We start from the raw sequence: 22,764 nt of genomic DNA, 5'->3' as shown, positions 1-22,764 counted from the left end.
AACCCGCCCCCTGGGCGAAGGGTGAGGCGAATCCGGCGCTCGGGCTTGCCTCGGACCGGTTGGCTGGCCTGGGAGCAAGTCCCGTGCTGGCCGAAACACCGGAAGTCTAGGCCCCGAACAGCTGCTGCTGCAACGCGCGGCAAGCGGAGCCGTGGCGGAAAAACTGGTGGAGCGCATTCGCTGGTGGGAGAACTACACGGCCATGCACGGCGGCTCGATGGACAACAATCCCAGTTCCGGCAACAAGGCGGGCGGCCTCACCACGATTCTGGAAAAGTCATTTGGGGCTGTCGCCAAGGGCTGGTCCACACCCCTTGTCGACGTGATCGATTACGCGGTACCCGTCACACGGGCGGGGCTCAACTTCATGGATTCGCCGGGCTACGATCCGGTATCCGTAACAGGACAGATTGCGGGCGGATGCCAGATTGTCTGCTTCACCACCGGCCGGGGCTCAGCATTCGGGTCGAAACCCGCGCCGACCATCAAGCTAGCATCCAACAGCGGCCTTTATCGGCGGATGCCCGACGATATGGACATCGATTGCGGCGCGGTCATCTCAGCCGGCGCTACCCTCTCCGATAAAGCGGACGAAATTCTGGACATGATTCTGGCCGTCGCCTCGAGCCGAACCACAAAGAGCGGAACGCTCGGGCTTGGCGACAATGAATTCGTGCCCTGGCAGGTGGGTGCGGTGATGTAACCGCAGAACTTCCTGACTTCGTCAACCGCAAGTGGGCGAAGGCTTGTTGATCCGCCGCCCGCTTTCGGAATCGAAAAGATGCATGCTCGCGAAATCGGGCATGAGGCCGACCCGTTCTCCCACCTTCAGGGGCAACCTGTTCCTATAAAGAACCGTCACCATCTGATGGCCCGTATCGATGTTGGCGATGGTCTCGCCGCCCATGGGCTCGATGACCTCGACCGTCCCGCCGATCCCTTCCCCTTCCTCGATGATCGAAACGGCATCGGGCCGAAAACCGCAGATTACGTTTTCGGGAAGGGGTTCCCGGCGCAAGTGCGCGGGCCTCGCAAACCTGGTTCCCAGGATCGACAGGCCGTCCTGGTCGACGACGCCGGGCAGGAGGTTCATGGCGGGCGAACCGATGAAGCCAGCGACGAACAGGTTGGCCGGGGCGTCGTAGACGTCGATGGGATTGCCGAACTGCTGGACGACGCCCTCGCGCATCACGACGATCCTGTCGCCCATCGTCATCGCCTCGACCTGGTCGTGGGTGACATAGATCGATGTCGCCTCGAGGCGCCGGTGCAGCGCCTTGATCTGCGCGCGCATTTCCACGCGCAGCTTGGCGTCGAGATTGGACAAGGGCTCGTCGAACAGAAAGACCGCCGGATTGCGCACGATGGCGCGGCCCATGGCCACGCGCTGGCGCTGGCCGCCGGAAAGCTGGCGCGGATAGCGCTCGAGCAGGGGCGTCAGCTCCAGAAGCTCGGCCGCCTCGGCCACCCGGCGCGCGGTCTCCGCCTTCGGCGCCTTGCGCAGCTTGAGGGCGAACTCGATGTTCTGGCGCACCGTCTTGTGGGGATAGAGCGCGTAGTTCTGGAAGACCATGGCGATGTCCCGGTTCTTGGCGGCGACCGTGTTCACCACCCGTTCGCCGATCCTGAGCTCGCCAGCCGTGATCGGCTCCAGCCCGGCGATCATGCGCAAAAGCGTCGATTTTCCGCAGCCGGACGGCCCGACCAGCACGACGAACTCGCCGTCCTCGATCGCCAGGTCCAGGCGCGGGATCACCTCGACCGCTCCGTAGTGCTTGTTGACTCCGGTCAGGGTCACCGATGCCATATACGAACTCCCTGGATGCGGCCTTCGATCATTTCACGGCGCCGCTGGTCAAACCGTTCACGATCTGGCGCTCGAAGACGAGATAGAGCACCAGGATCGGAATGATCGTCGTGATCGTGAATGCGTTGATGAGCGACCAGTCCTGGATGCCCATGCTGTCGCGCAACAGGAACAGCTGGTAGGGCAGCGTTCGCATTTCCGAGGATGTGGTGAAAGCCAGGACGAAGGGAAACTCGTTCCAGGCCTCGCGCAGCGAAAGAATGCCGGCGGTCACCATGCCCGGCAGCGAGATCGGCACCACCACCTTCCAGATGCGCTGCCATAGCGATGCGCCGTCGATGGCCGCTGCCTCCTCCAGCTCGCGCGGCACCGCGCGGAAGAAGCCCATCAGGATCCACGTCGACATGGGCACGGCGGTCGCGCAATAGGTGACGATCAGGACGGTGTAGGTGTCGAGCAGATTGAGCCGCTCGACGAGATAGTAGAGCGGAATGATGAGGCTGGCACGCGGCAGGATGCGCGGCACCAGGATGAACAGCAGGAGCACGTGCCGCCATGCGAAGGCATAGCGCGCGAAACCATAGGCGGCCAGAACGGAGACGAAGAGCGCGACGGCGGTCGATGTGATCGCCAGAAACAGGCTGTTCCACAGATAGGTGGGAAAGCCGTCGGAGGTGATGACGCGCGCATAGTTGTCGAGCGTCGGATCCTCGGGAATGAGACCGCTGGTGTAAAGGGTCAGCGGCGTCTTCAGCGAGGCCGAGAAGGACCAGACGATCGGCAGCACCGCCCACAGGGTGAGGAGAATGAGGGCGACCCAGACCACGATACGGGTCGTCAGGGTACCCGTCCGTAAGGTGCTACCGGTCATGGTCTGGACGTCCTGCTGCGCGGAGGAAGATGGCGCTCAAGGTGATGTTGATGGCAAGGATCACGATCATCACCGCCGCGCCGGTCGAGTAGTTCAGGTCGCGGAAGGCGAGCTGGTACATGTAGACCGCCAGCACCTCCGTCGAGCGTCCCGGGCCGCCGCCGGTCAGCGGCAGGATGATGTCGAACATGTTGAAGCTGGCGAAGCTGAGCCACATCAGGGAAAGCGACAGCATGGGCATGATAGACGGGATGGTGACATGCAGGAACTTTTGCCACGCATTGGCGCCGTCGATCTCGGCGGCGTCGTAAAGCTCGGGATCGACGGTCTGCAGTCCCGCCAGGAGAATGAGGGTGGCGAACGGCGCGATGAACCAGATGTTGGCCATGATGACGACGATCAGCGCACGGTCCGGGTCGGCCAGCCACGAGACGGTCGAAAGGCCCAGCATATCCATCAGTTGCGTGGCCACGGCGTTGTCGCCGGTGAAGAGAAAGCGCCACATGACGGCGGCGGCGACGCCGGAGACGAGATAGGGGATCAGCGCGATCGCCCGGAAGATGCTGCGGCCCACGCTGGTGTGATTGAGGACCAGCGCGTGCATCATCGACATCGTAATGCCGATGACGATCGTCGCGCCGACGAAGATGAGTGAGACGGTCAGCGAATTGCGGAAACCGGGGGAGCGGAAGAGCGCAATATAGTTGGCAAGGCCGACGAAGGGCTCGCCCGGCTCCCACACCTCGACGCGGTAGAACGACATGACGGTACCGCTCACCACGGCGTAGCCGAGCACCCCGGCGACCAGCGCGATCGCCGGCAGCAGGAGCATGTAAGGGGTCAAGGTCTCGAGCCAGCGCTCCCTGGCGGCGGCAAGCATGTTCGCCACGCACGTCCTCCCTTCGCGTCACCGGGACCGGCGGTACGGCCGGCCCCGGCAGACGGCTCGTCTCAGCCGTTGACGAGTTCGTCGATCCGCGCCTGTTTTTCGGCGGCGAGTTCGGCGGCATCGCGGTCCGGATTCTGCAACGCCTCCTGCATGGCGTCGAGCAGGATCTGATAGATCTGGCTCTGGCGCGGATGCGTGGGCAGCGGCGCCAGTTCGGCAAAGGCCGGTGCGAACTGCGACGCCCACGGCTTGGCGGCGTTGTACTCTTCCGATTCGAAGACCGAGAGAACCGTGCCGGGCTGATAGCGCATGGACACCTCGGCAACGTTGTCGGCATCGGCGAGATATCGCAGCACCTTCAGCACCGCCTCGTCGTTTTCACCGTTCTCGGTCACCAGGAAGGGCCAGCCGAGCGTCATGGTCCGCCCCTCGTCTTCGCCGCCCGGCCGCACCGGAGGCGCCGAACCGTTCCACTCCTCGCCCCAGGTGAGCGTCTCCTGGATGGTCGGATAAATGTTGTCGCCGATCATCGCCTGCGCGGCGTCACCATTGATGAAGGACGCACGCATGGCGCCCGAATCCCAGGCCAGGACATCCTGCGAGGTCAGCTCCTCGCGCACCAGCGTCTGGTAGAAGGAAAGCAAATAGTGTCCTGCCTCGGAATCGAGTTGCGGTACGCCGTTCTCAAACTGCCCGCCCATGGCCATGAAGATGGACAGGAACCAGACGGGATCGTGCGCGCGGCTTCCCACGACGGCAAAGCCGACACGGCCTTCGTCCTTCACAGCGCGCGCGAAATCGAGGACATCATCCCAGGTCTCCGGCACGTCGAGGCCGGCTTCCTCCAGCCAGTCGGCACGGTAGGTGTACCAGAACGGACCGGCGAACAGCGTCACGCCGTAGGTGGTGCCGTCGAGGGACGCCATGTCCCAGGCTGTCTGGGAGAGATCGTTGTAGGAATCGGGATCCTCGTCCTGCCACCTTTCCAGCAGCGGGCCGATATCGCGCACCGCGCCCTGGGCGACCAGCGGAGCCAGGCCGTCCGCCGGCGTCTGCACGATGTCGGGTGCGCGCCCCGCCCGGGCTGCGCGCAGCGTGTCGGCCACCGACTGCTCAAGTGGGATGACGTCTGTGGTCACCCGGATGTCGGGGTTCTCGGCATGGAAAGTCTCGAAGGCATCGGCGGGTATGAAGTTCTCCCGCCCGAACCAGACGGTGATCTCCGTCACATCCTGGGCGAGCGCGGGTTGCAATGCGCCGAATGCAACGCCGGCGGCGAGAACGGCCCCCGCCGCAGCGGCGCCGGAACGTCTTGAATACCGAAAGCCAGTCATGTCTTCTCCTCCTTTCGCGGTGTTCCGCGTTTGCGGTGGCTAGGCCACCGACCTCCTCCCTGCAGACTGTTTTCCTGCAGATGCCTCGACCTCGGCCAGGTCGTGCATGACGTCGCGCACGACGCGTGTCTCGGCGAGCGCGCGGTATCCGGAATAAAGCTTCGCATAGACCTCGGTGTTGCCGTCAACGGGGCTTACCCGGCGGAAGCTGCGCGCGCCGAAGCGCTCTGCTCCATCAGCGAAACCCGCAACGACCCCTCCTGCCACGGCACCGTGGATGGCGGCGCCGACGGCCGTGGCGTTGTCGATTTCCGGGACGCGGATTTCCTTGCCCAGGACGTCGGCGAGAATCTGCACGAGCAGGGGATTGCTGGCCGCCAGCCCGCTCGTCACGATCATTTCCTCGACGGGCAGTCCGCCCGCCTCGAACAATTCGACCACCGACCTTGCACCGAAGCAGAGCGCTTCCATGAGCGCGCGATAGATCTGCGCCGCCGTCGTGTGCGTGTCGAGTCCCACGAGCAGACCGCTGAGCTTGGTATCGGCGAGCGGCACGCGATTGCCGCTCCACCAGTCGAGGGCGACAAGGCGCCCCGCACCGGGCGCCAGCTCCGCCGCCTCGGCATTGTAGGCCGCGAAGCTGTCGGACAGTTCCGCCCCGCGCGGGAAGGTGCGGGCAAACCAGGCCAGCGTATCGCCGAAGCCGGCCTGGCCGGCCTCATAGCACCAGAAGCCGGCGACGGAGGCGTCCTTCGCCACCCCTTCGATGCCGGGCGGCAGCGGTTTGAAGGCAGAAGAAAGATGCAGGTAAACCGCTGAGGTGCCGAGCGCGGCGACCAGGCAGCCGTCGCGCACGCCACCCACGGCCGGCAGCACCGCATGGGAATCGATCACCGCCACGGCCACTGTGCACGGCCCCTCGATGCCGGTGTCCGCGCGCCAGGCGGCATCCAGCCTGCCGGCCGATGTGCCGATGGGAAACGGCGCGCTCAGCCGCGCTTCCAGCCCGTCGACAGCATCGGTGGGATAGCCCTCGCGCGCATCGTACTGCGCCTTATAGGCAGCGAAGGCCAGGCTGCGCCGCTCCTGGCCGGTCAATTGCCACACGACCCAGTCACCGGCTTCGATGAAGCGGTCGGTCTGCGCCCAAAGGTCGGGCGCCTCCCGCGCCAGTTCGGCCGCCTTGGCCAGAAGCCACTCGCCGGAAACCTTGCCGCCGAAATTCGTCAGGAAATCACCGCCGCGCGCGTTGATCGCATCGGCGAAGTGCTGTGCGGACGCATGCTTCCAGAGTTTCACATAGGCGTGGCCGGAATCGGGATGCGTTTGCGAGAGCGCCCGCCCGTCGGCGTGGGCCGGCATCGGCGAACTCGCCGTGAAGTCGATCCCGATCGACTCGATATGCTTGCCCGTGCCGAGCACCGTGAGGATCTCCCTCGCGGCCACGAGATAATCGCTCGCGTCCTGCAGCGCCCAGCCGCGCGGCAGTTCCGCCCCGTCGCGCATGCGCGTCATGACGCCGTTCGGATAGTCGACCGTATGACTCGCCACCTGCGCGCCGGTCTCGGCGTCGATCAGCACGCCGCGGGCCGATTCCGTGCCATAGTCGAGGCCGATGAGATATCGTCCTGCCATATCAGCGCCCCGCTCGCTCTGCCGAAACCAGCCGCCGCGCGGCATCCGCGACCGCTTCCTCGGTAATTCCGAAATGGGCGAACAGATCATCGGGCGGCGCGGAGTCGCCGAAGCGGTCGAGACCGACCGCCGCGCCCTCAAGGCCGATATATTTGCGCCAGTAGTCGGTCGCGCCCGCTTCCACGGAGACCCGCGGCACGCCGGCGGGCAGCACCGCCGCCCTGTAGGCGGTATCCTGCCGGTCGAAAACGGCGGTCGAGGGGATGGAGACCACGCGCGCGCCGATATCCTCGCTTTCCAGCTGCTTCGCCGCCGCCACGGCAAGTGCCACCTCCGAGCCCGTGGCCAGAATGACGACGCGCAGCGGAGCAGTCTCCCGGCGCAGCACGTAGCCGCCGCAGCGCACCGATTCGCGCGTGGCCTGGTCACGCGGCTGACAGGGCAGGGCCTGGCGGCTCAAGACGATGGCGGTCGGCATGTTGCTATTGCGCAGCGCCTGCTCCCACGCCGCCACGGTCTCCACCCCGTCGCAGGGGCGCCAGACGTCGAGATTGGGCGTGAGCCGCAAGGAAGCGAGTTGCTCCACCGGCTGGTGCGTGGGGCCGTCCTGCCCAAGGGCGATGGAATCGTGCGTGAGGATGTAGATAGCGCCCAGTTCCATCAAGGCGGCCATGCGGATGGCGTTCTTGGCATAGTCGGAGAACACGAGATAGGTGCCGCCGAACGGGCGGAAGCCGCCATGGGCCAGAAGCCCGTTCATGATGGCCGCCATGGCGAACTCGCGCACGCCGTAATAAATGTAGTCGCCGCCCCGTCCGGCGGTCATCGGCACGTGGTCCCACCACAGGGTCTGCGTCGATCCCGTCAGGTCGGCCGAGCCGCCGATCAGCTCCGGAACGGAGGGCGAGAGCGCGGCCATGACGCCGTGGCTGGCCTTGCGCGTCGCTACACTCTCTCCCGCCTCGGCAGCCCCCTCGAGCAAGCCGCGGCACAGGTCGTCGAAGTCTTCGAGAAGCGCACCGCTCATGCGGCGTTCGAACTCCGCCGCAAGGTCCGGATAAGCGGCGCGATAGGCGGCGAACCGTTCGTTCCACTCCGCTTCGAGTGCCGCACCCGACCCGCGCCTGTCCCATTGCGCCGCCGCTTCGGGAGGAACGGCGAACGCCTCGTGCGGCCAGCCCATCGCGGCCTTCGCGGCGGTGATCTCCTCTGCACCCAGCGGCGCGCCGTGGCTGTCGTGACTGCCGGCCTTGCTCGGAGCGCCCCTGCCGATGGTGGTCCGGCAGCAAATCAGGCTCGGACGCGCGGTCTCGCGCTTGGCATCCGCAATGGCGCGGGAAACGGCAGACATGTCGTGCCCGTCGACCTCTTCGACCACATGCCAGTCATAGGCGGCGAAGCGCTGGCGTGTGTCGTCGGTGAACCAGCCGCCAACCGGACCGTCGATGGAAATTCCGTTGTCGTCGTAAAGGACGATCAGCTTGCCGAGGCCGAGCGTGCCGGCAAGCGAGCAGGCTTCGTGGGAGATCCCTTCCATCAGGCAGCCATCGCCGACAAAGGCATAGGTGAAGTGGTCGACGACGGTATGGCCGGGCCGATTGAACCCGTGGGCGAGGTTGCGCTCCGCAATCGCCATGCCGACCGCGTTCGCCAGCCCCTGGCCGAGCGGTCCCGTCGTCGTCTCGACGCCAGGCGCACATCTCCGCTCGGGGTGACCGGGCGTGCGGCTTCCGAGAGAACGGAACGCCTTGAGATCGTCCATGTCGACATCGTAGCCCGTCAGATGCAGCACACTGTAAAGAAGCATCGAGCCGTGCCCGTTGCTGAGCACAAAGCGGTCGCGGTCGGGCCAGTCCGGATTGGCGGGATTGAAGCGCAGGTGGTCCAGCCAAAGCGCGGCGGCGATTTCCGCCATGCCCATAGGCATGCCCGGGTGGCCCGATTTGGCGTTCTCCACCGCGTCCATCGCAAGGGCACGCACGACATCCCCCACACTCGACATCGACATGCTGGCTGAACTTTTCATCATACAGGAAAACCATCCCCTGCGCGCGCCTGCAGGGCGCACATAAACAATCTATTTTCGTTTTCTGCTCAAATATTCAAACTTTCTGATCGTATGTCAATCCAGTTAAGTGTATTTTTTTACGTAATAGCCCGTCTTTATGGCTGGCTGGTTTGAGGGTACGAATGATCCGTCGTGGTGAAAGGGACAGAGCGTGCATGGAAAAGGCTGATCTTCAGAACCTGGGCGAAATCCTGAGTCCGATCGCACTCGGCCAAGCCTCCTCGCGTTCGGACCTGCAACTGGTTACCGGATTGTCTCGCGTGACGGTGACGCAACGTCTCAATTTGCTGCTTGATGCCGGCCTCGTCATCGAGACGACCGGAACCATACCAAGCGGAGGGCGTCCGAGCCGGATGCTCGCCCTGAACCCGAAATCGGGCTTCATGCTGGTGGGCGACATCGGCGAAAGTTTCGTTCACCTGGCCGCCGTAGACCTCGACCGCATAGTCATCGATGAGTCGACGCTCACCTATTCGACCACGATGCCGCCGCAGCACGTTCTCGCCATGATCTGTGAAGAATTCAAGCGCCTGGCGTCGGCCGCGAGTGGCAACGGCGTTGCTCTAGGCGCTTGCCTGAGTCTTCCCACCCCGGTCGACTACGAGCGTGGTCGGGTCGTGGGTCCGTCCGTTTTGCCCGGTTGGGACGACCTGAACATCATCGAAGAGCTCCAGCGCGAACTCGGCGTTCCCTCCCTCGTGGAAAACGACGTCAACCTCATGACCATCTATGAATACCGCCAGAACTACGGCGAGATCGACGATCTGTTCTTCATCAAGGCGGGCACAGGTATCGGCAGCGGCATCATCGCCGATGGACGCCTGTTCCGTGGCGCGCAGGGAGCGGCGGGTGATATCGGCCATATTCAATTCATCGATGAAAAGGCTCCCTTGTGCAGGTGCGGCAAACCGGGTTGCGTCGAGGCGCGGGCCGGCGGCTGGGCAATCGCCCGGGACCTCACCGCGGTGGGGCTGGAGGCGGAGAACGCAAGAGATGTCCTGAAGCATCTGCGTGCCGGCAAACCGGAGGCGATCATGCTGATCCGCAACGCCGGCCGCACCATTGGCGAGGTGATCTCCGACGTGGTCAGCATTCTCAACCCGCGGGTCATCGTCGTCGGCGGCACGCTGGCCCAGGCCGGAGAACTCCTCGTCTCCGGCATTCGCGAGTTGGTCTATCAGCGCTGTCTCCCCCTCGCCACGCGGGAACTGGAGATCGTGGTATCCGCGCAGTTTGCCGAGCGCGCGCTCTTCGGCGCGGCCTATCTCCTGTTCGAAAACATCTTCTCGGGACCGGGGCACCTGGACTTCATCGCGCGTACCTGCCGCCCTCGCGACGCGTGAGGAACGATGGTGTGCCGTATTGCAGGTCGGCACGGGCCGCCATCAAACCGAAACCTATCGGCTGCATCGGACCGCAGACGAGCAGTAGGCGGCAGCAAGGCACCACGCTTTCAGGTGCGGGTCTTATCACATGGCCGTCAGAACGGTTCACGAGGAAGTTTGCGCCTTCCAGGCGAGATAGACCGCTTGCCGGGCTTCACGATCCTTGATCATCGGGAGCACCACGACCGAGATGGTGCGACGCTGCAAAATTCCAGTCTTGATGTTTCGCGGATCCCTGATCAGGTGCAGGTCATGACGACAATGCCTACGCCGAATTGCTGCAGAAGTTCCGGCCGCGGCTCGAGCAGGAGCTGGCCGAAATCGATCGTCTGAGCACCGACAACGCGAATTGGAGTGCTCCCGTGGAACTGGACCAGCAAAGCGTCTCTTGCCTCCAGGGACGGAGGACAGCAATGCTCCCGTAGCAAATGGAGCAAGCAGAGCAGCAATTGCTGCACGATTGATAGCAGGGCTGGGGTCGAAGCTTGTTGGCCAAAACGACCAGCGATGATCCTTACAGCCGAAGTTCCTGGCATTCCTCCGCTACCCAATGCATTGATTGGCCGCCACAGTCTTTGGCGTCCATTGGCGGTTAACTCCGTTGCGGTGTTTCGATTGCGCTTCCACGTCAAATGTCGCACTTGGCGACATGATGGGGCGCAACGTCACAAGGTTCAGTGGTATCTTTCTACATCAGCCGGCCAAATGGCTTCGCCTGGCAACACACCCCGCCGCCGTCGCGGGAGTATCCATGGCTGGCGCTCTGCTCCTTTTTGAGCTGGAGAACAACACGCTGTCTCTCCCCTTTGCGGGCGCGCTCGTTGCCACCTTGGCAAGTGCGATCTTTGCGGTATCGCACCGGCTCGCCTTTTCAGTCTATTCCGCTTGGGCCTTGACCGGAACGATCAGTGTGGCTTCCGCAATCAAGTTCACGATGAAGGGGTTCTCGCTGCACTTCTACGATCTGGTGGTGATCGTCGGCGACCCGGATATGTACCGTTTCATCTTCTCGTACTATCTGCACCTCGCCCTGCCGGTCGTATTGCTCGCGTTTGCAGCTATGATCTTGCTGTACCTGGTCTACCGAGTGGAACGCCCCCGTTCCGTATCTCGTTCCGCAGCTGCAATGCTCCTCGTGGCCGTAACAATCCTCCTACCGGCAACATACCCCGCCGAGGCCTATGCGCAGCATCGCTACTTCTACTACCTGCAAGGACGACACACGTCAGCATTCTTCGTGTCCCTGCTCGACGTTGTGAACGTGTTCGGGCAAGGCGAGTTGGAAACGCGGCTGGCATCCACACCGCCTGCCGAGCCGTTCCCGGATACGGTAGCGTGCGGTTCGGATAGCCAGCCAGATGTCTATGTCATCCTGGAGGAGAGCCACGCCGATCCGGCGATCTTTCCCCAGATCGGAAATGGCGATGCCATCGCACGAGACATGGAAGCCAATGCCGGCCGGTTTTATCCGCTCCAGGTGGAAACCTTTGGCGGCGGCACCTGGATCAGTAACCTCTCTATGATGACGGGACTTTCAGGCGCGGATTTCGGATGGCGTAGCCCCTATCTCACAATTTCGCTTGAAGGGCACGTAGCCGGAGCGTTGCCGGAGGTTTTTTCCCGCTGCGGCTATCGAACCGCTGCCATCCTTCCGTTCAATTACACCTTCGTCAACGAAGGATCGTTCTTGTCTTCCATAGGATTTGAGACGATTCTCGACATGGAGCGGATCGATGCACCCGGCCATCATTTGCGGGACAGCTTCTATCTCGATGCCGCCGAAACATTCATCGCCGAGCACCGGGCAACGGACGGGCGCCCCCTGTTCCTGCTCGTCCAGACAATGTTCGCGCATTCACCTTACAACCAACGGCTCGAGCCGGAAGTGAACGTTACCGGCGAACCGCTCCACGCCGACCCCGAAATTGCCGAATACCTGCGGCGCATGGTCATCGCCAATCGGGACCTTGGAGCATTCAAGGACAGGAGACGATCCGAGGAGGGTCAATATCCATACGTGCTTTTAGCTTATGGAGATCACCAGGTGTTCGCCACCAAGCCGCTGGTGGACCAGTTGGAGGGTGCGGGCTCGCTCGCACGATTGGACTCGCTCGCCTATCGTACGTTCTACGCCTTCAGCGGAGCGATGGCTGCGGAAGCTGGCTCGGACGATCCTGTCGATATCGCCTTTCTCGGCGCCCTCCTCCTCCGCGCCGTAGGCATTGAAGGTTCTCCGATGTTTGCAGACCTTGCTCGATTGAACCGCCTGTGCGGTGGCGCGTTTCGGGCGTGCCCGCACCGCTCTGAAATAGACCGCCATCTTAAGCGCCGGATCGAGAGTGGCTTTCTTGTGCTCGATCCAAGCCAGCCCGACACGTGATCATCTTCTAGTCGCAATCAGCCATGAGCGATCCGGTGCAGGCGCGGCACGAATAGCCAGAGCCAGAGTGAGGAAACCAGGGCGTAGGCCGCCAGGGCGACGTACTGTGCCTCTATGCGTATCCCGAAGTCGAGCAGCAGGCCGATCAGTCCAGGCGCCAATGCCGACGCGAAGACCTGGCCGGCAAAGGCAACCGACCGGATGGCGCCGAGATGGCGTGTTCCGAACAACTCCGCCCAAAGGGCACCCAACAGGGTGGATGCGCTGCCGTTGGTCAGTGCGCCCAGGAGCATGAAGACTGGCACGGCATAGGGGGACGTCGAGAACGCCAGGACGAGGATGCCGCAGGTCATCGGCAGGAGGAACAGCGGCAGGAAGCTGCGCGCTGCAAACCGGTCGACCAGCCATCCCGTCAGAAGCGCCGTGCAGACGCTGGTGATTGCGTAAACAGGAAACCAGCCCGCGAACCAGGCGAGGCTCCAGCCCTTCGCCTCGACCAGATAGGCCTGGTGAAAGAATATGCCCGTCATGACAAAAGACGGGACGACGATGCCGGAGACGACTGCGAAGAACTCCGGCGTGCGCAACACCTCCGCCCTGGTCCATTGGCGCCGCACGCCCGATGTTTCGCCTGACGGAATCTCGACAGCGCCCAGCTGTGGCTCGGCGCGCAAGAAGAACAGGACGAGCGGAATGGAGACGAGCACGAGGGTTGCCGCGGCGATCGTCCAGACCTCGCGCCAGCCAAACGCCGCCATCAACGTCACCGCCGCAAACGGCATGACGGCCTCGCTGGCGGGAAAGCCGAGCACGGCAAGCGACATCATGCGCCCGCGCCTGCGGAGATACCACCGGCCGACCCCGGTCATCGCGAGATGACCCATCGATCCCTGGCCGAAAAGCCTCAATCCAAACAGGATCGGCAGTAGCATCCACGCCGCGGCAACGCTCGACATCGCCAGGCACATGGCCGCGAGGCCGAGGATCGCAAGAACGGCCAGGAGGCGGATCGGGAAAACGTCGGCAACCTTGCCGCCCCACATCATCACGGCGGCACTTGTGATTGTGCCGGCCGCGTAAAGGCTGCCGAAGCCGCCATCGCTCAATCCTAACTCGCTCTTGATCTGCGGTGCGAAGATGGCAATGAAATAGGTCTGGCCGAAAGCCGACGACATGGTCATCAGCATGGCCCCAATCACCAAGCCTGTCGGCGCAGGCGGGGTCTTTTGCATCCAGTATTCGCTTTCCGGTTTTGGCTAACGCTGATGGGCAGGCTGATCTTCTGACGCTTCAGGTGGTAAATCGTGGCGCTGACCACTCACTCACCGTCGCTGTCGACCGGCTTGACCAGATCCGAAAATTCGTTGCGGAGGATTTCCTCGTCACGCTTCTCAACCACATTGATGAACACGTCACCGCGATATTTTTCGACCCAATGATGGCCGGAACCGTATCTGCGCAGATAACTTCCGATCTGGCGAACGGCAGCCTGTCCAGCATCGCGGTCCAGAAGGAATTTCATAGCCTCGCCTCGTTCCTCGGAGCCTCGGCCGAGAAGGGCCGCACCTTGGAGTAATTGCCAGGAGGATCCGCTCCCGGCGATGGCCGTGCGTTCGGCATCGGTGAATGCCTTCAGATCGGCCTTGCCTTCGGCGGAGATTCACCGGCATTTTCCGTAGTGAGAATTTTTCAGCAGGATATCGACGCCTATCCCTGGCAATCAGGACATCGAATCATGGGCCGACTTGCCGGTATCCGGATGGGGAATGATGGCCAAGGTCCGGCGGGACCGATAGCCTGCTGGAACAGGTTGCCGCAGTTCAGAGACGGCATTCATCATATGCCTCCTCCGGTGCAACCAAAAGGTCATGAAACTGGCTGCGGATCATCACCGCATCTTCCGCAAATGCCAGATCGATCCACCAATCACCGTCGACCAAATGGGCCGAGCCCGTGCCCTGGCCGAAGGCGCTGACATAGCGCAGAAGCGAATCGACGGTCTCCTTGCGCGTATTCGGCAAAAAGCGGACCTTCGACACCTGCCGCGCGGGAGCGCGAACTGGTTCACATTGCCTGTCCCGCTGACCGATTGGGACCGGCCCGGATCCGTAGACATTGACCGTCGAGCCGGAAATGGCCGAAGTGGGGCGAGACTTGGTATTATGCTTCTTCAAATGGTTCTCTCCTGTTGATCGGGGAGAATCCGAACGCGTTCGCCGCCCGGCAAAGCCACGGCTTCGACCGCTCAGGCGGCAAGGACCACGAGCGCCGATCCGGCAAATCCGGATTGGCTCACCGGGGCCATGCCAGGCGCGAAACGCCCTGTGCCGACCTGTCCGGTGTCTCCGGTCCCTGCATGAATACAAGGGGGATGCGAGACAGATAAGCCATCCCTCGGTGCAGTTCAACCGGCAGCGTGGCCGGGAGAGACTATTTGGCCTCGCTACCGGCCACAGCAGGCGCCGCCCGCCCCTTCGGGGCGCGCACGGCGAGGAGCGCGAACAGGATCAAGCAGGCAGCGACGGCGATGACAAGATAACCCGTTATGATGGCGGTGGCCGCCATCAGCGGCCCAACAACAAGCGGTGAGGCAAACTGGCCGATAAACATCAATGTACTTGAGGCGCCGGTCGCCCTGCCAAGCAGAGACTCGGGAACCAGATCGGCAATCACAATGGAAAGCGTGGAAAATGCGATGCCGTTGCCGATGCCGAGGAAGAAGGTTGCCGTAGCAAGAACCAGCGGGTTCTCGACCGTACCGAGAACAGCGAAAGCGGCCACCCAGCAAAGCGACGACATTCGGAGCAAGGCCACATAGGAGGCTCGCGCCCGCAGCCAGCCATAGAAGAGGCCGGTGAGACTCGCAGAACCGGCCATGGCAACCATGTAGTAGGAGACGGCAATCGGCGCGGTTATGCCGAGTTCCGCCAGCCGCTGCGGCAGGAAGACAGCCACGCTGTACATCATGACGGCCAGCGCGAACATGAAGGCGTAGACGCCGAGGAGGGCTGGCCGCTTCACGAGCGCACCGACACCACTTTCGCTCGGCGCGCTGGAGGTCCTCTGCGTCTCTGGCACGAGGATGATTGCGGCAACTCCGATCGGGATCGCGATCATGTAGATGCCGAAGACAGCCTGCCACGAGATGAGCGTCGCCAGCACGCCGGCGACAAAAGGGAAGATCAATCCGCCAATGCTCGTTGCCGCCGTGCGCCAGCCCATCACCCGGTCGCGCACCGGACCTTGGAAGAGCGAGAGCATGGCCACCGATGTTGCGGCGAACAGCAGCGCAGTTCCAACCCCGAAGACGAAGCGGCTGCCGATCAGCACGGGATAGGAGCTGATGAACATGCCGGCGCCGCCGGCGATCCCGTAGACGAGTAGCCCCGCCACCATCGGCCCGCGCACGCCCCAGCGGTCGACCATCCAGCCGGCAATGGGGCTTGTGACGGCGATCGCCAGGCCATGGGCGGTGATGATCAGCCCCGCAGCGGTTCCGCTGACCCCAAGGTCCGTGCGGATCGCCTCCAGCACGGGCACGATGGTTGCGCCCGCCATCACGCCGAGGGTAGAGGCGGCCAGCAAGACGATCAGGGCTGGGAAATGGGGCAACAAGCTTCTCCTGCTCACAGATCAGGCAAAATATGCTCCTAAGCAGACTTTGGCAATGAGTGGCATATTGCAATTTGAGACGATTGCGACTGCGAGCCACCGTGCTAGTCTCGCCCTATGAAACTTGAAGACAAATGTGCTCGACCGTTGCCGCTGCGCGAGCGGAAGAAGCAGCGAACGCAGCGCGCGCTGGCCGATGCTGCGCTTGATATCTTCTCCGAACGGGGCTTCGAGGCGACGACGCTCGACGACATCGTCGATGCCGTCGAGGTCTCCAAGCGAACCTTCTTCCGCTACTATGCGTCCAAGGAGGATGTAGCGCTTGCCGCCGAAACCGAACTGTGGAGCGCCTATATCGAACGGCTGAAGGAACAGGCGTTCCGCGGATCTATGCTGCGGACGCTGCGGGAGGTGCTTACCGAGACCCTACAAGCTATGGACGAGGACTGGGACATGCGCTTCATCCGCACGCGCGCAGTTGCGGCGCATGCCAGGAGTTCAGTACTTTATGATCACAGCGAGCTGACTTCGCTGCGCGCCCAAAGACGGTTGGTCGAGGTTCTGGAATACAAGATCGGCATTGATGGCCGCGAGGACGTACGTCTCAGGATGCTCGGCGAGTTCGCGCTCGCCGCTTGGCGATGCGGAGCCAAGAACTGGGTGGCCGGTCGCGGCAAAGGCGGCCGAGGCGAGCGCGGACATGGCGGTCGCGAGACGCTCATCTGCAGGGTCGAGGAGGCGTTCGATGCGATCCCCGCAAGCCTTGAACTTTCGGCTCCCGGGTGATCAGAAATCCTGGGCTTAGTGGGTTTATGCGGTTCCCATACCGCTGCCGTCAGTCGGTCACATTTGATTGTCGCTCAATCTCTTCGATTCCTACCCTCCCGCGGTGCTGCTGCAGGACGCAATGCGAATTGAGGTGCACTAAAATTTGGACAAGAGATCAGGTGCGCTCTTCGACAAGAGCGATGGCATCAAGGACTTCATCGCGGAGCTTGAAGGAAGGCTCCTCCGGCTCTCGTTCCGAATCAAGGTGGGCCACCACCAGCATCGGAGACAGCTTGCCGAGCGTGTCTTCCTTCGGCGGTGCAAAGCCAAGCGACTTCGAAAGGCTTCGACAAACCGCGACATAATCTGAGGCGGTCTTCTCGGTGTCCCCGCCGAGGCGATGCGCAAGCGTCCACATCGATGTGATGGCCTTCGGCTGACGGCTGTGCGCCGTGAGCAACTCACGGGCCCGCTTCTGCAGTCTCGGCGCAAGAGAGTTGATCGCGTCGGCAAATTCGCGCGGGCGCGGTACACCCGCACTGCGCTCGCGGCAAGACGTTCCGACCGCTCATCCAGGACACGTTTCAAGGAATCAATCGCCATCTCGACACTTTCGGCCTCAGCAGTCTCCACGATCTTGCGGCCGCTGAACGCGACGGCTTTACAACTACCGCCCTGGACGCCAGCGACGATACGAAACATGCCATGGTCGAGATCGGCTCTGCGCTCCGCGGGTGGCGGCGATTTGCGGGTGGGTTTCTCCGTCATTCTTTCTCCGTAGTGGCCAGCCAGAGGCCGCCATGCGCACGGAGGGTTCCGCAGCGTTCCCGCTCGCCGCACGAGCGGTCGCCACACCCTCCGACCGATGGCCCGCAACCAGCTGGAGCTTTTGCGGCACCGCTTTCAGAAGCGGCAGATTCCCATCGACAGGGGCTGGCGTGTCGAGTTGGAAAAAGGCATCGCGCCGGGCGCGCGATCACGTCAGCTACTGCTGGGCGTCAATAGCAAGTTCGTCGGCGCCTTTGTAGCGAAAACTTCATGTCGTTGGCCGGCCACAGTCTCAGGTTGGGCCTCTTGAATGAAAAATCCATTCCGGCCCTACAAAAGGAATCGGCGAGACGCTATGTTGGCGTCGTCCCCCAAAATCCTTGTGGGCCAGAAACCGACACTGGAACGACATTGAGCAGCGCTAACAGCCTGCCGGTCGGCACCCAGTCTGCATTCTGTCAAGGATGCATCGCGGTTCCGGCCAGTCCTCGACCCGCGGTCGGGAAGTTCCAGCTGTCCAGCGACTGGAGCAGACGGAGTATGACAGAACTTTCGGGCAGCATCGGCGACGGGACCCTCGCGCCTGCGGCGGAGGCCCAGAATCCGGAGCGCTTTGCATATGTCGTTCGCCTTCGACCAGACCTTGATATCCCCGAGGTCGTGCGTCTCATCGATTATGTCCATGCATTTGGGACCGGAGATGCAAGAGGACATGCCGTGGATGGTGGCTGGTCGCTGCGCCTGACGGAACTGTCAGACCTTCGGCTGCTTGCGACCTATGTCCCTGAATTGATCGAGAGCCATGAAGCGGCGGCCGCCCTGCCTGCAGCCGCATCCCATCCGTTCCGACAGGAACGTGGGAGGCCTTGATGCTGGAAGACGATCCCGGTGCCATTGGAAACGCCCTCCAAAACTATATCCGCCGCAAATGGAGACTACCTGAGTACTGGACGGTGGAGGGTGCGAAAAATATCGCGCTCGCCAACGAGCTCAAGGAGCGGGTCGATCTGCTCGGCATCGACGACAAGCTGCTTCTGGAAACCGAGCCGGGTCTCGTTCTGGACCGGCTCCGGGGACTGGAGATGGAGGCGGTCAGCGAAGACCTTGGCGTTGACGGCACCGGCATCGTTCCGCCCAAACGTTAGGCAGGATGTTGCCGAGTAAAGCCGCGCATCTGCCGGAAAAGGAGCTTGGAAAGTGGAAATGCCCCTCAAGGACACCGTCAAACTCGGTGCGATCGCCAGGAGGATTCATCCGGAGGGCACTGGTGAAGACCGTGTGGAGGTCCGCTGGGAACGGCATGTTGAAGACATGCCGGAAGTGTCGGCCAAGGTCGAGCGCGTATCAGGTCTTCTGCCTTGGACACACTCGGTGGAATTCGAACACAACGGGGAGCAGGAGCGCTGGTTGCTCCGCCATTTCTTCCCCGTGACACAGCTTCCCGAGTGAAGCCTCGCGGCAACCGAGCGGCGAGCTTGCAGACGTTAGAAGGAGGTGCAGATGGCTGGCAAAGAGATCAGGTTCGATGTGGATGCACGCGAGCGAATGCCGCACGGCATCAACAAGATCCTCGAGAACAGTGACGTCAAGAACGGTTGCAACGCCCAGACCGGCGAGTACGGCGACATGATCGCCTTCGGCATCGTCGACCCGATGAAGGTCGTGCGCACGGCGCTCCAGGACGCCGCGTCCGTGGCCGGCCTGCTGGTCACCACCGAGGCCATGATCGCCGAGCTGCCGAAGGAAGAGGCGGCGCCTTCTGAGGCAGCGCCGGCCGGCGGCATGGGGCTTTAGTGTCGGCAATGAGAGCCCTTGCCGGAAGGACGCTGCCCTGGTTGGCATTCCTTATCGCGGTGCTGGTGATCGGATTCATGATCTTGGAGCCGGTCATCGGGCTACTCCCGGGAAACGGCTGACCTAAGCGTGCAAGTGCTGCTTTCGCAAGGCGCGGCACGCACTAGTTTCCATGGGACTGTTCCCGGGCCAAAAGGCGCTCGGAAAATGTGGGCTGCCGACGTGTTGGAGGCGAAATCATGATCGCTGTGAAGCAAACCGGCCATTCGGATCCGTTCACGTTCGATGTCGTGATCCGCGAATCCGGCAGTGAAACGCACCACCGGGTGACCATGTCGCGCGCGGATTACGACCGGCTCACGAATGGCGCCTGCCTGCCGGACCACTGCGTGGAAGCCGCCTTTCGCTTCCTGCTGGATCGCGAGCCGAAGGAAGCCATTCTCTCGAGCTTCGATATCACCGTGATCGCGCGCTATTTCCCCGAGTTCGAGGCAAAGCTTCCCCAGTACATCGTGGCAGTCCCGACGGGAGGCGGGTCATGATCGGCGCCATCGCCGGCGACATCATCGGATCACGTTTCGAGGGCCATCCGGCACCGCCCGCCGGTTTCGAGCTGTTCCATTCCCACTGCCGCTTCACCGACGACACGGTGTGCAGCCTGACCGTCGCCGATGCGATCCTGCGCCGGGCGGACTTCGCCTCGACGCTGCCCGCCTTCGTGCGCCGGCATCCTGATGCGGGCTATGGCGGCATGTTCATCAACTGGGCGTTTGCGGACGACGCACCCGCTTACGGCAGCTGGGGAAACGGTGCGCCGATGCGGGTTGCCGCGGTCGGCTGGCTTGCTCCGACCGAAGCCGATGCGGATCAGCTTGCCGCCGCACAGGCAGCCGTCAGCCACGATCATCCCGAGGCCATCAAGGCCGCACAAGCCGTAGCGAGGACGATCCTCGCACTTCGCCGGGGCAAGACCATCGGGGAAGTTCGCGCCTGGATCACAGAAGCCTATGACTACAATCTGCGCCCCGAGATCGTGCTCAAGCGCGGCGGCTTCGATGTGAGCGCGGCGGGCACTGTTCCACCTGCGCTTACCGCAGCGTTCGAAGCCAAGGATTGGGAAGATGCCGTACGGATCTCGATTGGCCTTGGCGGCGACACCGACACCCTTGCCTGTATCGCCGGAGCGGTCGCGGAGGCGATCCATGGCGTGCCACACGATATTGCCATCCGGGCACGCGAACATTTGACGGAAGATCTGCGCCAGGTGCTCGACCGATTCGAGCAGCGGCGCACCGTCGACTGATAAGTCAGGCCATGGCCTCCGCCGGCAGGAGAGGCGACGGCTCCCCCGCGAAGAGCACGGTCAGTCGGTGCATCGCACGTGTGCAGGCCACGTAGAGAAGGTTGCGATCCATGTCCGTGCCGTAGTTCTGCACGCCAGCATCCGGGACGATCACGCGGTCGAACTCCAACCCCTTCGCCAGATGCGCCGTGCAAACGATGATGCCGGTCGAAAAACCGCTGCTCCCCGCGTCGAGCAGCCGTGTTTCGACGCCTTTTTCCGTCAGTTGCCGATGCAGCTTCTCGGCTTGTCTCTGCGTCTTTGCGATGATCGCCAGGCTGTGGTGGGTCGAGGCTTGAAAATCCTCGACCTCGGCGAGAATACGTTCGGCGACTTCAGCCTGCCGCGCATAGCCTATGACCTGTGGCGGCTCTCCGTGCCGCTCGATGGGCACGAGTTCCTCGTTGGGCGAAATGCCGAGGGCAAAGCGCATGATCTCCCAGCTCGAGCGATAGCTCTTGGTAAGCTTCACCGGTGCTGCGGCTTTGAGCACGCGCTGGATCTGCTCGGCATTCGAGCCGCCATACGGGTTCACGGACTGTGTGGCGTCGCCCAGGATTGTCTTCCGGCAGGGGAAAAGCCTTCCGAGCACCGCGTATTGAACCGGCGAATAGTCCTGCATTTCGTCAATGAGCAGATGTTTGACCTCATTGCGCAGGTTCTCGACACCCTCCAGCCGCATCTTGAGATGGATGAGCGGGAAAACGTCGGAGTATTCGAGCTTTCCTCCCGCCGGCTTGAAGAGCTCGGGTCGGCCCATCCACTCGAACAGTCCCTTGTAGGCCGCGCGCAGGCTCGTGCGCTTGACCATGCCGCGGACGGCCTCTCGCAACTCACGGCGCTGTCTGGTGTCAAGCTCGTGCTTGTAGTGGAGAAAGATCTTGTACTCGGTCGTGCGCACCACCTCGGCGATGCGCTCCGTGACCGGCAGGCCGCGATGCTTCTGCCAGGTCTCCTCGAAATGCCAGTCCGGCACGATGCGCCCGATGCCAGCCCGCCACTCGACGGGTGTGAAAGAGTTGGCCTCCAGATGATCGATATAGGCATCGATCTGTTTCAAAAAGTCCAGCGACGCCTTGGCAGCAATCCGCTCTCTCAACGCCGCGTCCTTCCCTTCGAGTAGTTGTGACGTCTGCTCGAAGAAGGTCTGGAAGCGGTACTTGCCCTGAAGCAGCTCATCGGCAAGCGTCTCCATGCCGATCTCGCTCACCTGTTCCTCGCCGAGCTCGGGCAGGACGTTGCCGATATAGTCGGCAAAGACACGGTTGGGCGAGATGATCAGGATGTCCTTCGAACTCAGCGTGTCCTTGAAGCGGTAGAGAAGGAAGGCGATGCGGTGGAGCGCGATGGAGGTCTTGCCGGAGCCGGCAACCCCCTGGATAATGAGCGTGTCGGCCTCCGCGTTGCGGATGATGGCGTTCTGGTCGCGCTGGATGGTCGCGACGATGTTCTTCATGCCCTCGTCGGACGAGCGGCTGAGCTCCTGCTGCAGCACGTCGTCGACGATGTTCACGCCGGATTCCAGCATGAACTCCATCCGCCCTTCGCGGATGCGGAACTGGCGCTTCAGCTCCAGCCGGCCCTCCACCGCACCCGAGGGCGCCTGGTACTGGGCGGGACCGATCTCATAGTCGTAGAACAGGGACGAGACCGGCGCACGCCAGTCGTAGACCAGGGTCTTGCCCGATGCTTCGTCACGGAAATCATGGACGCCGACATAGATCGGTTGGGCCACGCCGCTTCCATCCCGGCCTCGCGCGAAATCGAAACGCCCGAAATAGGGTGAGTTGCGGAGCTTCTGAAGCTTCTGCCTTTGAGACTTCAGCACCTCGGCCGAGCGCATGGTTTGTTCGATGGACTGCCTGAGCGCCACCTTGTCGATGTGGTCCATGTCGCGGCGCGCTTCCCACATGTAATCCTTGTTCGCCTGAATGTCCTTTGCGTAGGCGTCGAGGCGCACACCGATCTCCTGCAGGTTTTCGCGGATGCGTACCTGACAATCTTCGAGGCGGGCCTGTTCTTCCATTTCGACGGTGTTCATGCGTTCTTCTTGCTTTCGATTGCTTTCTCAGGCGGCGAGACGGTCGGCAGAGGAGCCAGCGATCTTGAAA

Annotated in this window: 21 protein-coding genes and 2 pseudogenes; 10 read left to right on the top strand and 13 right to left on the bottom strand. The window is 62.7% G+C overall.

Features of this window, described 5'->3' with window-relative positions; genetic code table 11:
* Positions 1–26: 26 nt before the first annotated feature.
* A pseudogene (locus tag ACFP9U_RS07405) lies at positions 27–703 on the top strand (altronate dehydratase); the annotation flags it as partial.
* 21 nt (positions 704–724) lie between these two features.
* On the opposite strand, the gene ACFP9U_RS07400 reads toward ACFP9U_RS07405, so the two are convergent.
* The 6 genes from ACFP9U_RS07400 to tkt all read right to left on the bottom strand — a co-directional run bounded on the left by ACFP9U_RS07400 (position 725) and on the right by tkt (position 8,565).
* Complete coding sequence (locus ACFP9U_RS07400) at positions 725–1,807, bottom strand: ABC transporter ATP-binding protein (RefSeq protein ID WP_378620201.1); 1,083 nt, start codon at positions 1,805–1,807, stop codon at positions 725–727.
* 28 nt (positions 1,808–1,835) lie between these two features.
* Complete coding sequence (locus tag ACFP9U_RS07395; protein WP_378620199.1) at positions 1,836–2,678, bottom strand: carbohydrate ABC transporter permease; 843 nt, start codon at positions 2,676–2,678, stop codon at positions 1,836–1,838.
* A complete protein-coding gene (locus ACFP9U_RS07390) occupies positions 2,668–3,558 on the bottom strand; it encodes a carbohydrate ABC transporter permease (RefSeq protein WP_378620234.1) in 891 nt (296 codons plus the stop codon). Before ACFP9U_RS07390 ends, ACFP9U_RS07395 begins: the two co-directional genes overlap by 11 nt.
* A gap of 71 nt (positions 3,559–3,629) precedes the next feature.
* Complete coding sequence (locus tag ACFP9U_RS07385; protein WP_378620198.1) at positions 3,630–4,901, bottom strand: ABC transporter substrate-binding protein; 1,272 nt, start codon at positions 4,899–4,901, stop codon at positions 3,630–3,632.
* A gap of 39 nt (positions 4,902–4,940) precedes the next feature.
* Entirely contained in the window at positions 4,941–6,536 is a 1,596-nt protein-coding gene (locus ACFP9U_RS07380) for an FGGY-family carbohydrate kinase (RefSeq protein ID WP_378620196.1), read from the bottom strand.
* A gap of 1 nt (position 6,537) precedes the next feature.
* Complete coding sequence (gene tkt / locus ACFP9U_RS07375; protein WP_378620195.1) at positions 6,538–8,565, bottom strand: transketolase; 2,028 nt, start codon at positions 8,563–8,565, stop codon at positions 6,538–6,540.
* Between the two features lie 194 nt (positions 8,566–8,759).
* On the opposite strand from tkt, the gene ACFP9U_RS07370 reads away from it, so the two are divergent.
* Complete coding sequence (locus ACFP9U_RS07370) at positions 8,760–9,947, top strand: ROK family transcriptional regulator (protein WP_378620193.1); 1,188 nt, start codon at positions 8,760–8,762, stop codon at positions 9,945–9,947.
* A 281-nt stretch (positions 9,948–10,228) separates the two neighbouring features.
* Here the strand turns inward: ACFP9U_RS07370 and ACFP9U_RS07365 are convergent, their stop codons facing one another.
* Positions 10,229–10,369 (bottom strand): hypothetical protein, encoded by a 141-nt coding sequence (locus ACFP9U_RS07365; protein ID WP_378620192.1) that lies wholly within the window; start codon positions 10,367–10,369, stop codon positions 10,229–10,231.
* Positions 10,370–10,740: 371 nt separating this feature from the next.
* On the opposite strand from ACFP9U_RS07365, the gene ACFP9U_RS07360 reads away from it, so the two are divergent.
* Complete coding sequence (locus tag ACFP9U_RS07360; RefSeq protein ID WP_378620190.1) at positions 10,741–12,369, top strand: sulfatase-like hydrolase/transferase; 1,629 nt, start codon at positions 10,741–10,743, stop codon at positions 12,367–12,369.
* A 17-nt stretch (positions 12,370–12,386) separates the two neighbouring features.
* Here the strand turns inward: ACFP9U_RS07360 and ACFP9U_RS07355 are convergent, their stop codons facing one another.
* The 4 genes from ACFP9U_RS07355 to ACFP9U_RS07340 all read right to left on the bottom strand — a co-directional run bounded on the left by ACFP9U_RS07355 (position 12,387) and on the right by ACFP9U_RS07340 (position 15,981).
* Positions 12,387–13,556, bottom strand: coding sequence for an MFS transporter (locus ACFP9U_RS07355; RefSeq protein WP_378620188.1), 1,170 nt, complete (start codon positions 13,554–13,556; stop codon positions 12,387–12,389).
* Between the two features lie 131 nt (positions 13,557–13,687).
* The gene (locus tag ACFP9U_RS07350; RefSeq protein ID WP_322452346.1) at positions 13,688–13,891 is read right to left on the bottom strand and encodes a hypothetical protein; all 204 of its coding nucleotides are present in this window, start codon (positions 13,889–13,891) and stop codon (positions 13,688–13,690) included.
* A gap of 298 nt (positions 13,892–14,189) precedes the next feature.
* Positions 14,190–14,543, bottom strand: coding sequence for a hypothetical protein (locus ACFP9U_RS07345; protein WP_378620186.1), 354 nt, complete (start codon positions 14,541–14,543; stop codon positions 14,190–14,192).
* A 256-nt stretch (positions 14,544–14,799) separates the two neighbouring features.
* Complete coding sequence (locus ACFP9U_RS07340; RefSeq protein WP_378620185.1) at positions 14,800–15,981, bottom strand: MFS transporter; 1,182 nt, start codon at positions 15,979–15,981, stop codon at positions 14,800–14,802.
* Positions 15,982–16,098: 117 nt separating this feature from the next.
* On the opposite strand from ACFP9U_RS07340, the gene ACFP9U_RS07335 reads away from it, so the two are divergent.
* A complete protein-coding gene (locus ACFP9U_RS07335; RefSeq protein WP_378620183.1) occupies positions 16,099–16,767 on the top strand; it encodes a TetR/AcrR family transcriptional regulator in 669 nt (222 codons plus the stop codon).
* A 157-nt stretch (positions 16,768–16,924) separates the two neighbouring features.
* Here ACFP9U_RS07335 and ACFP9U_RS07330 read toward each other — a convergent pair whose 3' ends face one another.
* Entirely contained in the window at positions 16,925–17,167 is a 243-nt protein-coding gene (locus tag ACFP9U_RS07330) for a hypothetical protein (protein WP_378620182.1), read from the bottom strand.
* Between the two features lie 890 nt (positions 17,168–18,057).
* Here ACFP9U_RS07330 and ACFP9U_RS07325 point away from each other — a divergent pair.
* The 6 genes and pseudogenes from ACFP9U_RS07325 to ACFP9U_RS07300 all read left to right on the top strand — a co-directional run bounded on the left by ACFP9U_RS07325 (position 18,058) and on the right by ACFP9U_RS07300 (position 20,614).
* Complete coding sequence (locus tag ACFP9U_RS07325; protein WP_378620180.1) at positions 18,058–18,387, top strand: hypothetical protein; 330 nt, start codon at positions 18,058–18,060, stop codon at positions 18,385–18,387.
* Positions 18,387–18,662, top strand: coding sequence for a hypothetical protein (locus tag ACFP9U_RS07320; protein ID WP_378620179.1), 276 nt, complete (start codon positions 18,387–18,389; stop codon positions 18,660–18,662). The genes ACFP9U_RS07325 and ACFP9U_RS07320 overlap by 1 nt, the downstream gene beginning before the upstream one ends.
* 58 nt (positions 18,663–18,720) lie before the next feature.
* A complete protein-coding gene (locus ACFP9U_RS07315; RefSeq protein WP_378620177.1) occupies positions 18,721–18,966 on the top strand; it encodes a hypothetical protein in 246 nt (81 codons plus the stop codon).
* A 39-nt stretch (positions 18,967–19,005) separates the two neighbouring features.
* Positions 19,006–19,311 (top strand): annotated as a pseudogene (locus tag ACFP9U_RS07310) (TCP-1/cpn60 chaperonin family protein); the annotation flags it as partial.
* Positions 19,312–19,550: 239 nt separating this feature from the next.
* Positions 19,551–19,853, top strand: coding sequence for a hypothetical protein (locus tag ACFP9U_RS07305; RefSeq protein ID WP_378620176.1), 303 nt, complete (start codon positions 19,551–19,553; stop codon positions 19,851–19,853).
* Complete coding sequence (locus ACFP9U_RS07300; protein ID WP_378620174.1) at positions 19,850–20,614, top strand: ADP-ribosylglycohydrolase family protein; 765 nt, start codon at positions 19,850–19,852, stop codon at positions 20,612–20,614. The genes ACFP9U_RS07305 and ACFP9U_RS07300 overlap by 4 nt, the downstream gene beginning before the upstream one ends.
* A gap of 4 nt (positions 20,615–20,618) precedes the next feature.
* On the opposite strand, the gene ACFP9U_RS07295 is transcribed toward ACFP9U_RS07300, so the two are convergent.
* Positions 20,619–22,694, bottom strand: a complete 2,076-nt coding sequence (locus ACFP9U_RS07295; protein ID WP_378620173.1) for a HelD family protein — start codon at positions 22,692–22,694, stop codon at positions 20,619–20,621.
* Positions 22,695–22,764: the final 70 nt, after the last annotated feature.

The sequence above is a fragment of the Nitratireductor sp. GCM10026969 genome, from assembly GCF_042660605.1.
Classification (GTDB): Bacteria; Pseudomonadota; Alphaproteobacteria; order Rhizobiales; family Rhizobiaceae; genus Chelativorans.
Note: the sequence above shows the minus strand (reverse complement) of the source record. Positions and strands in the feature narration are given on the sequence as shown.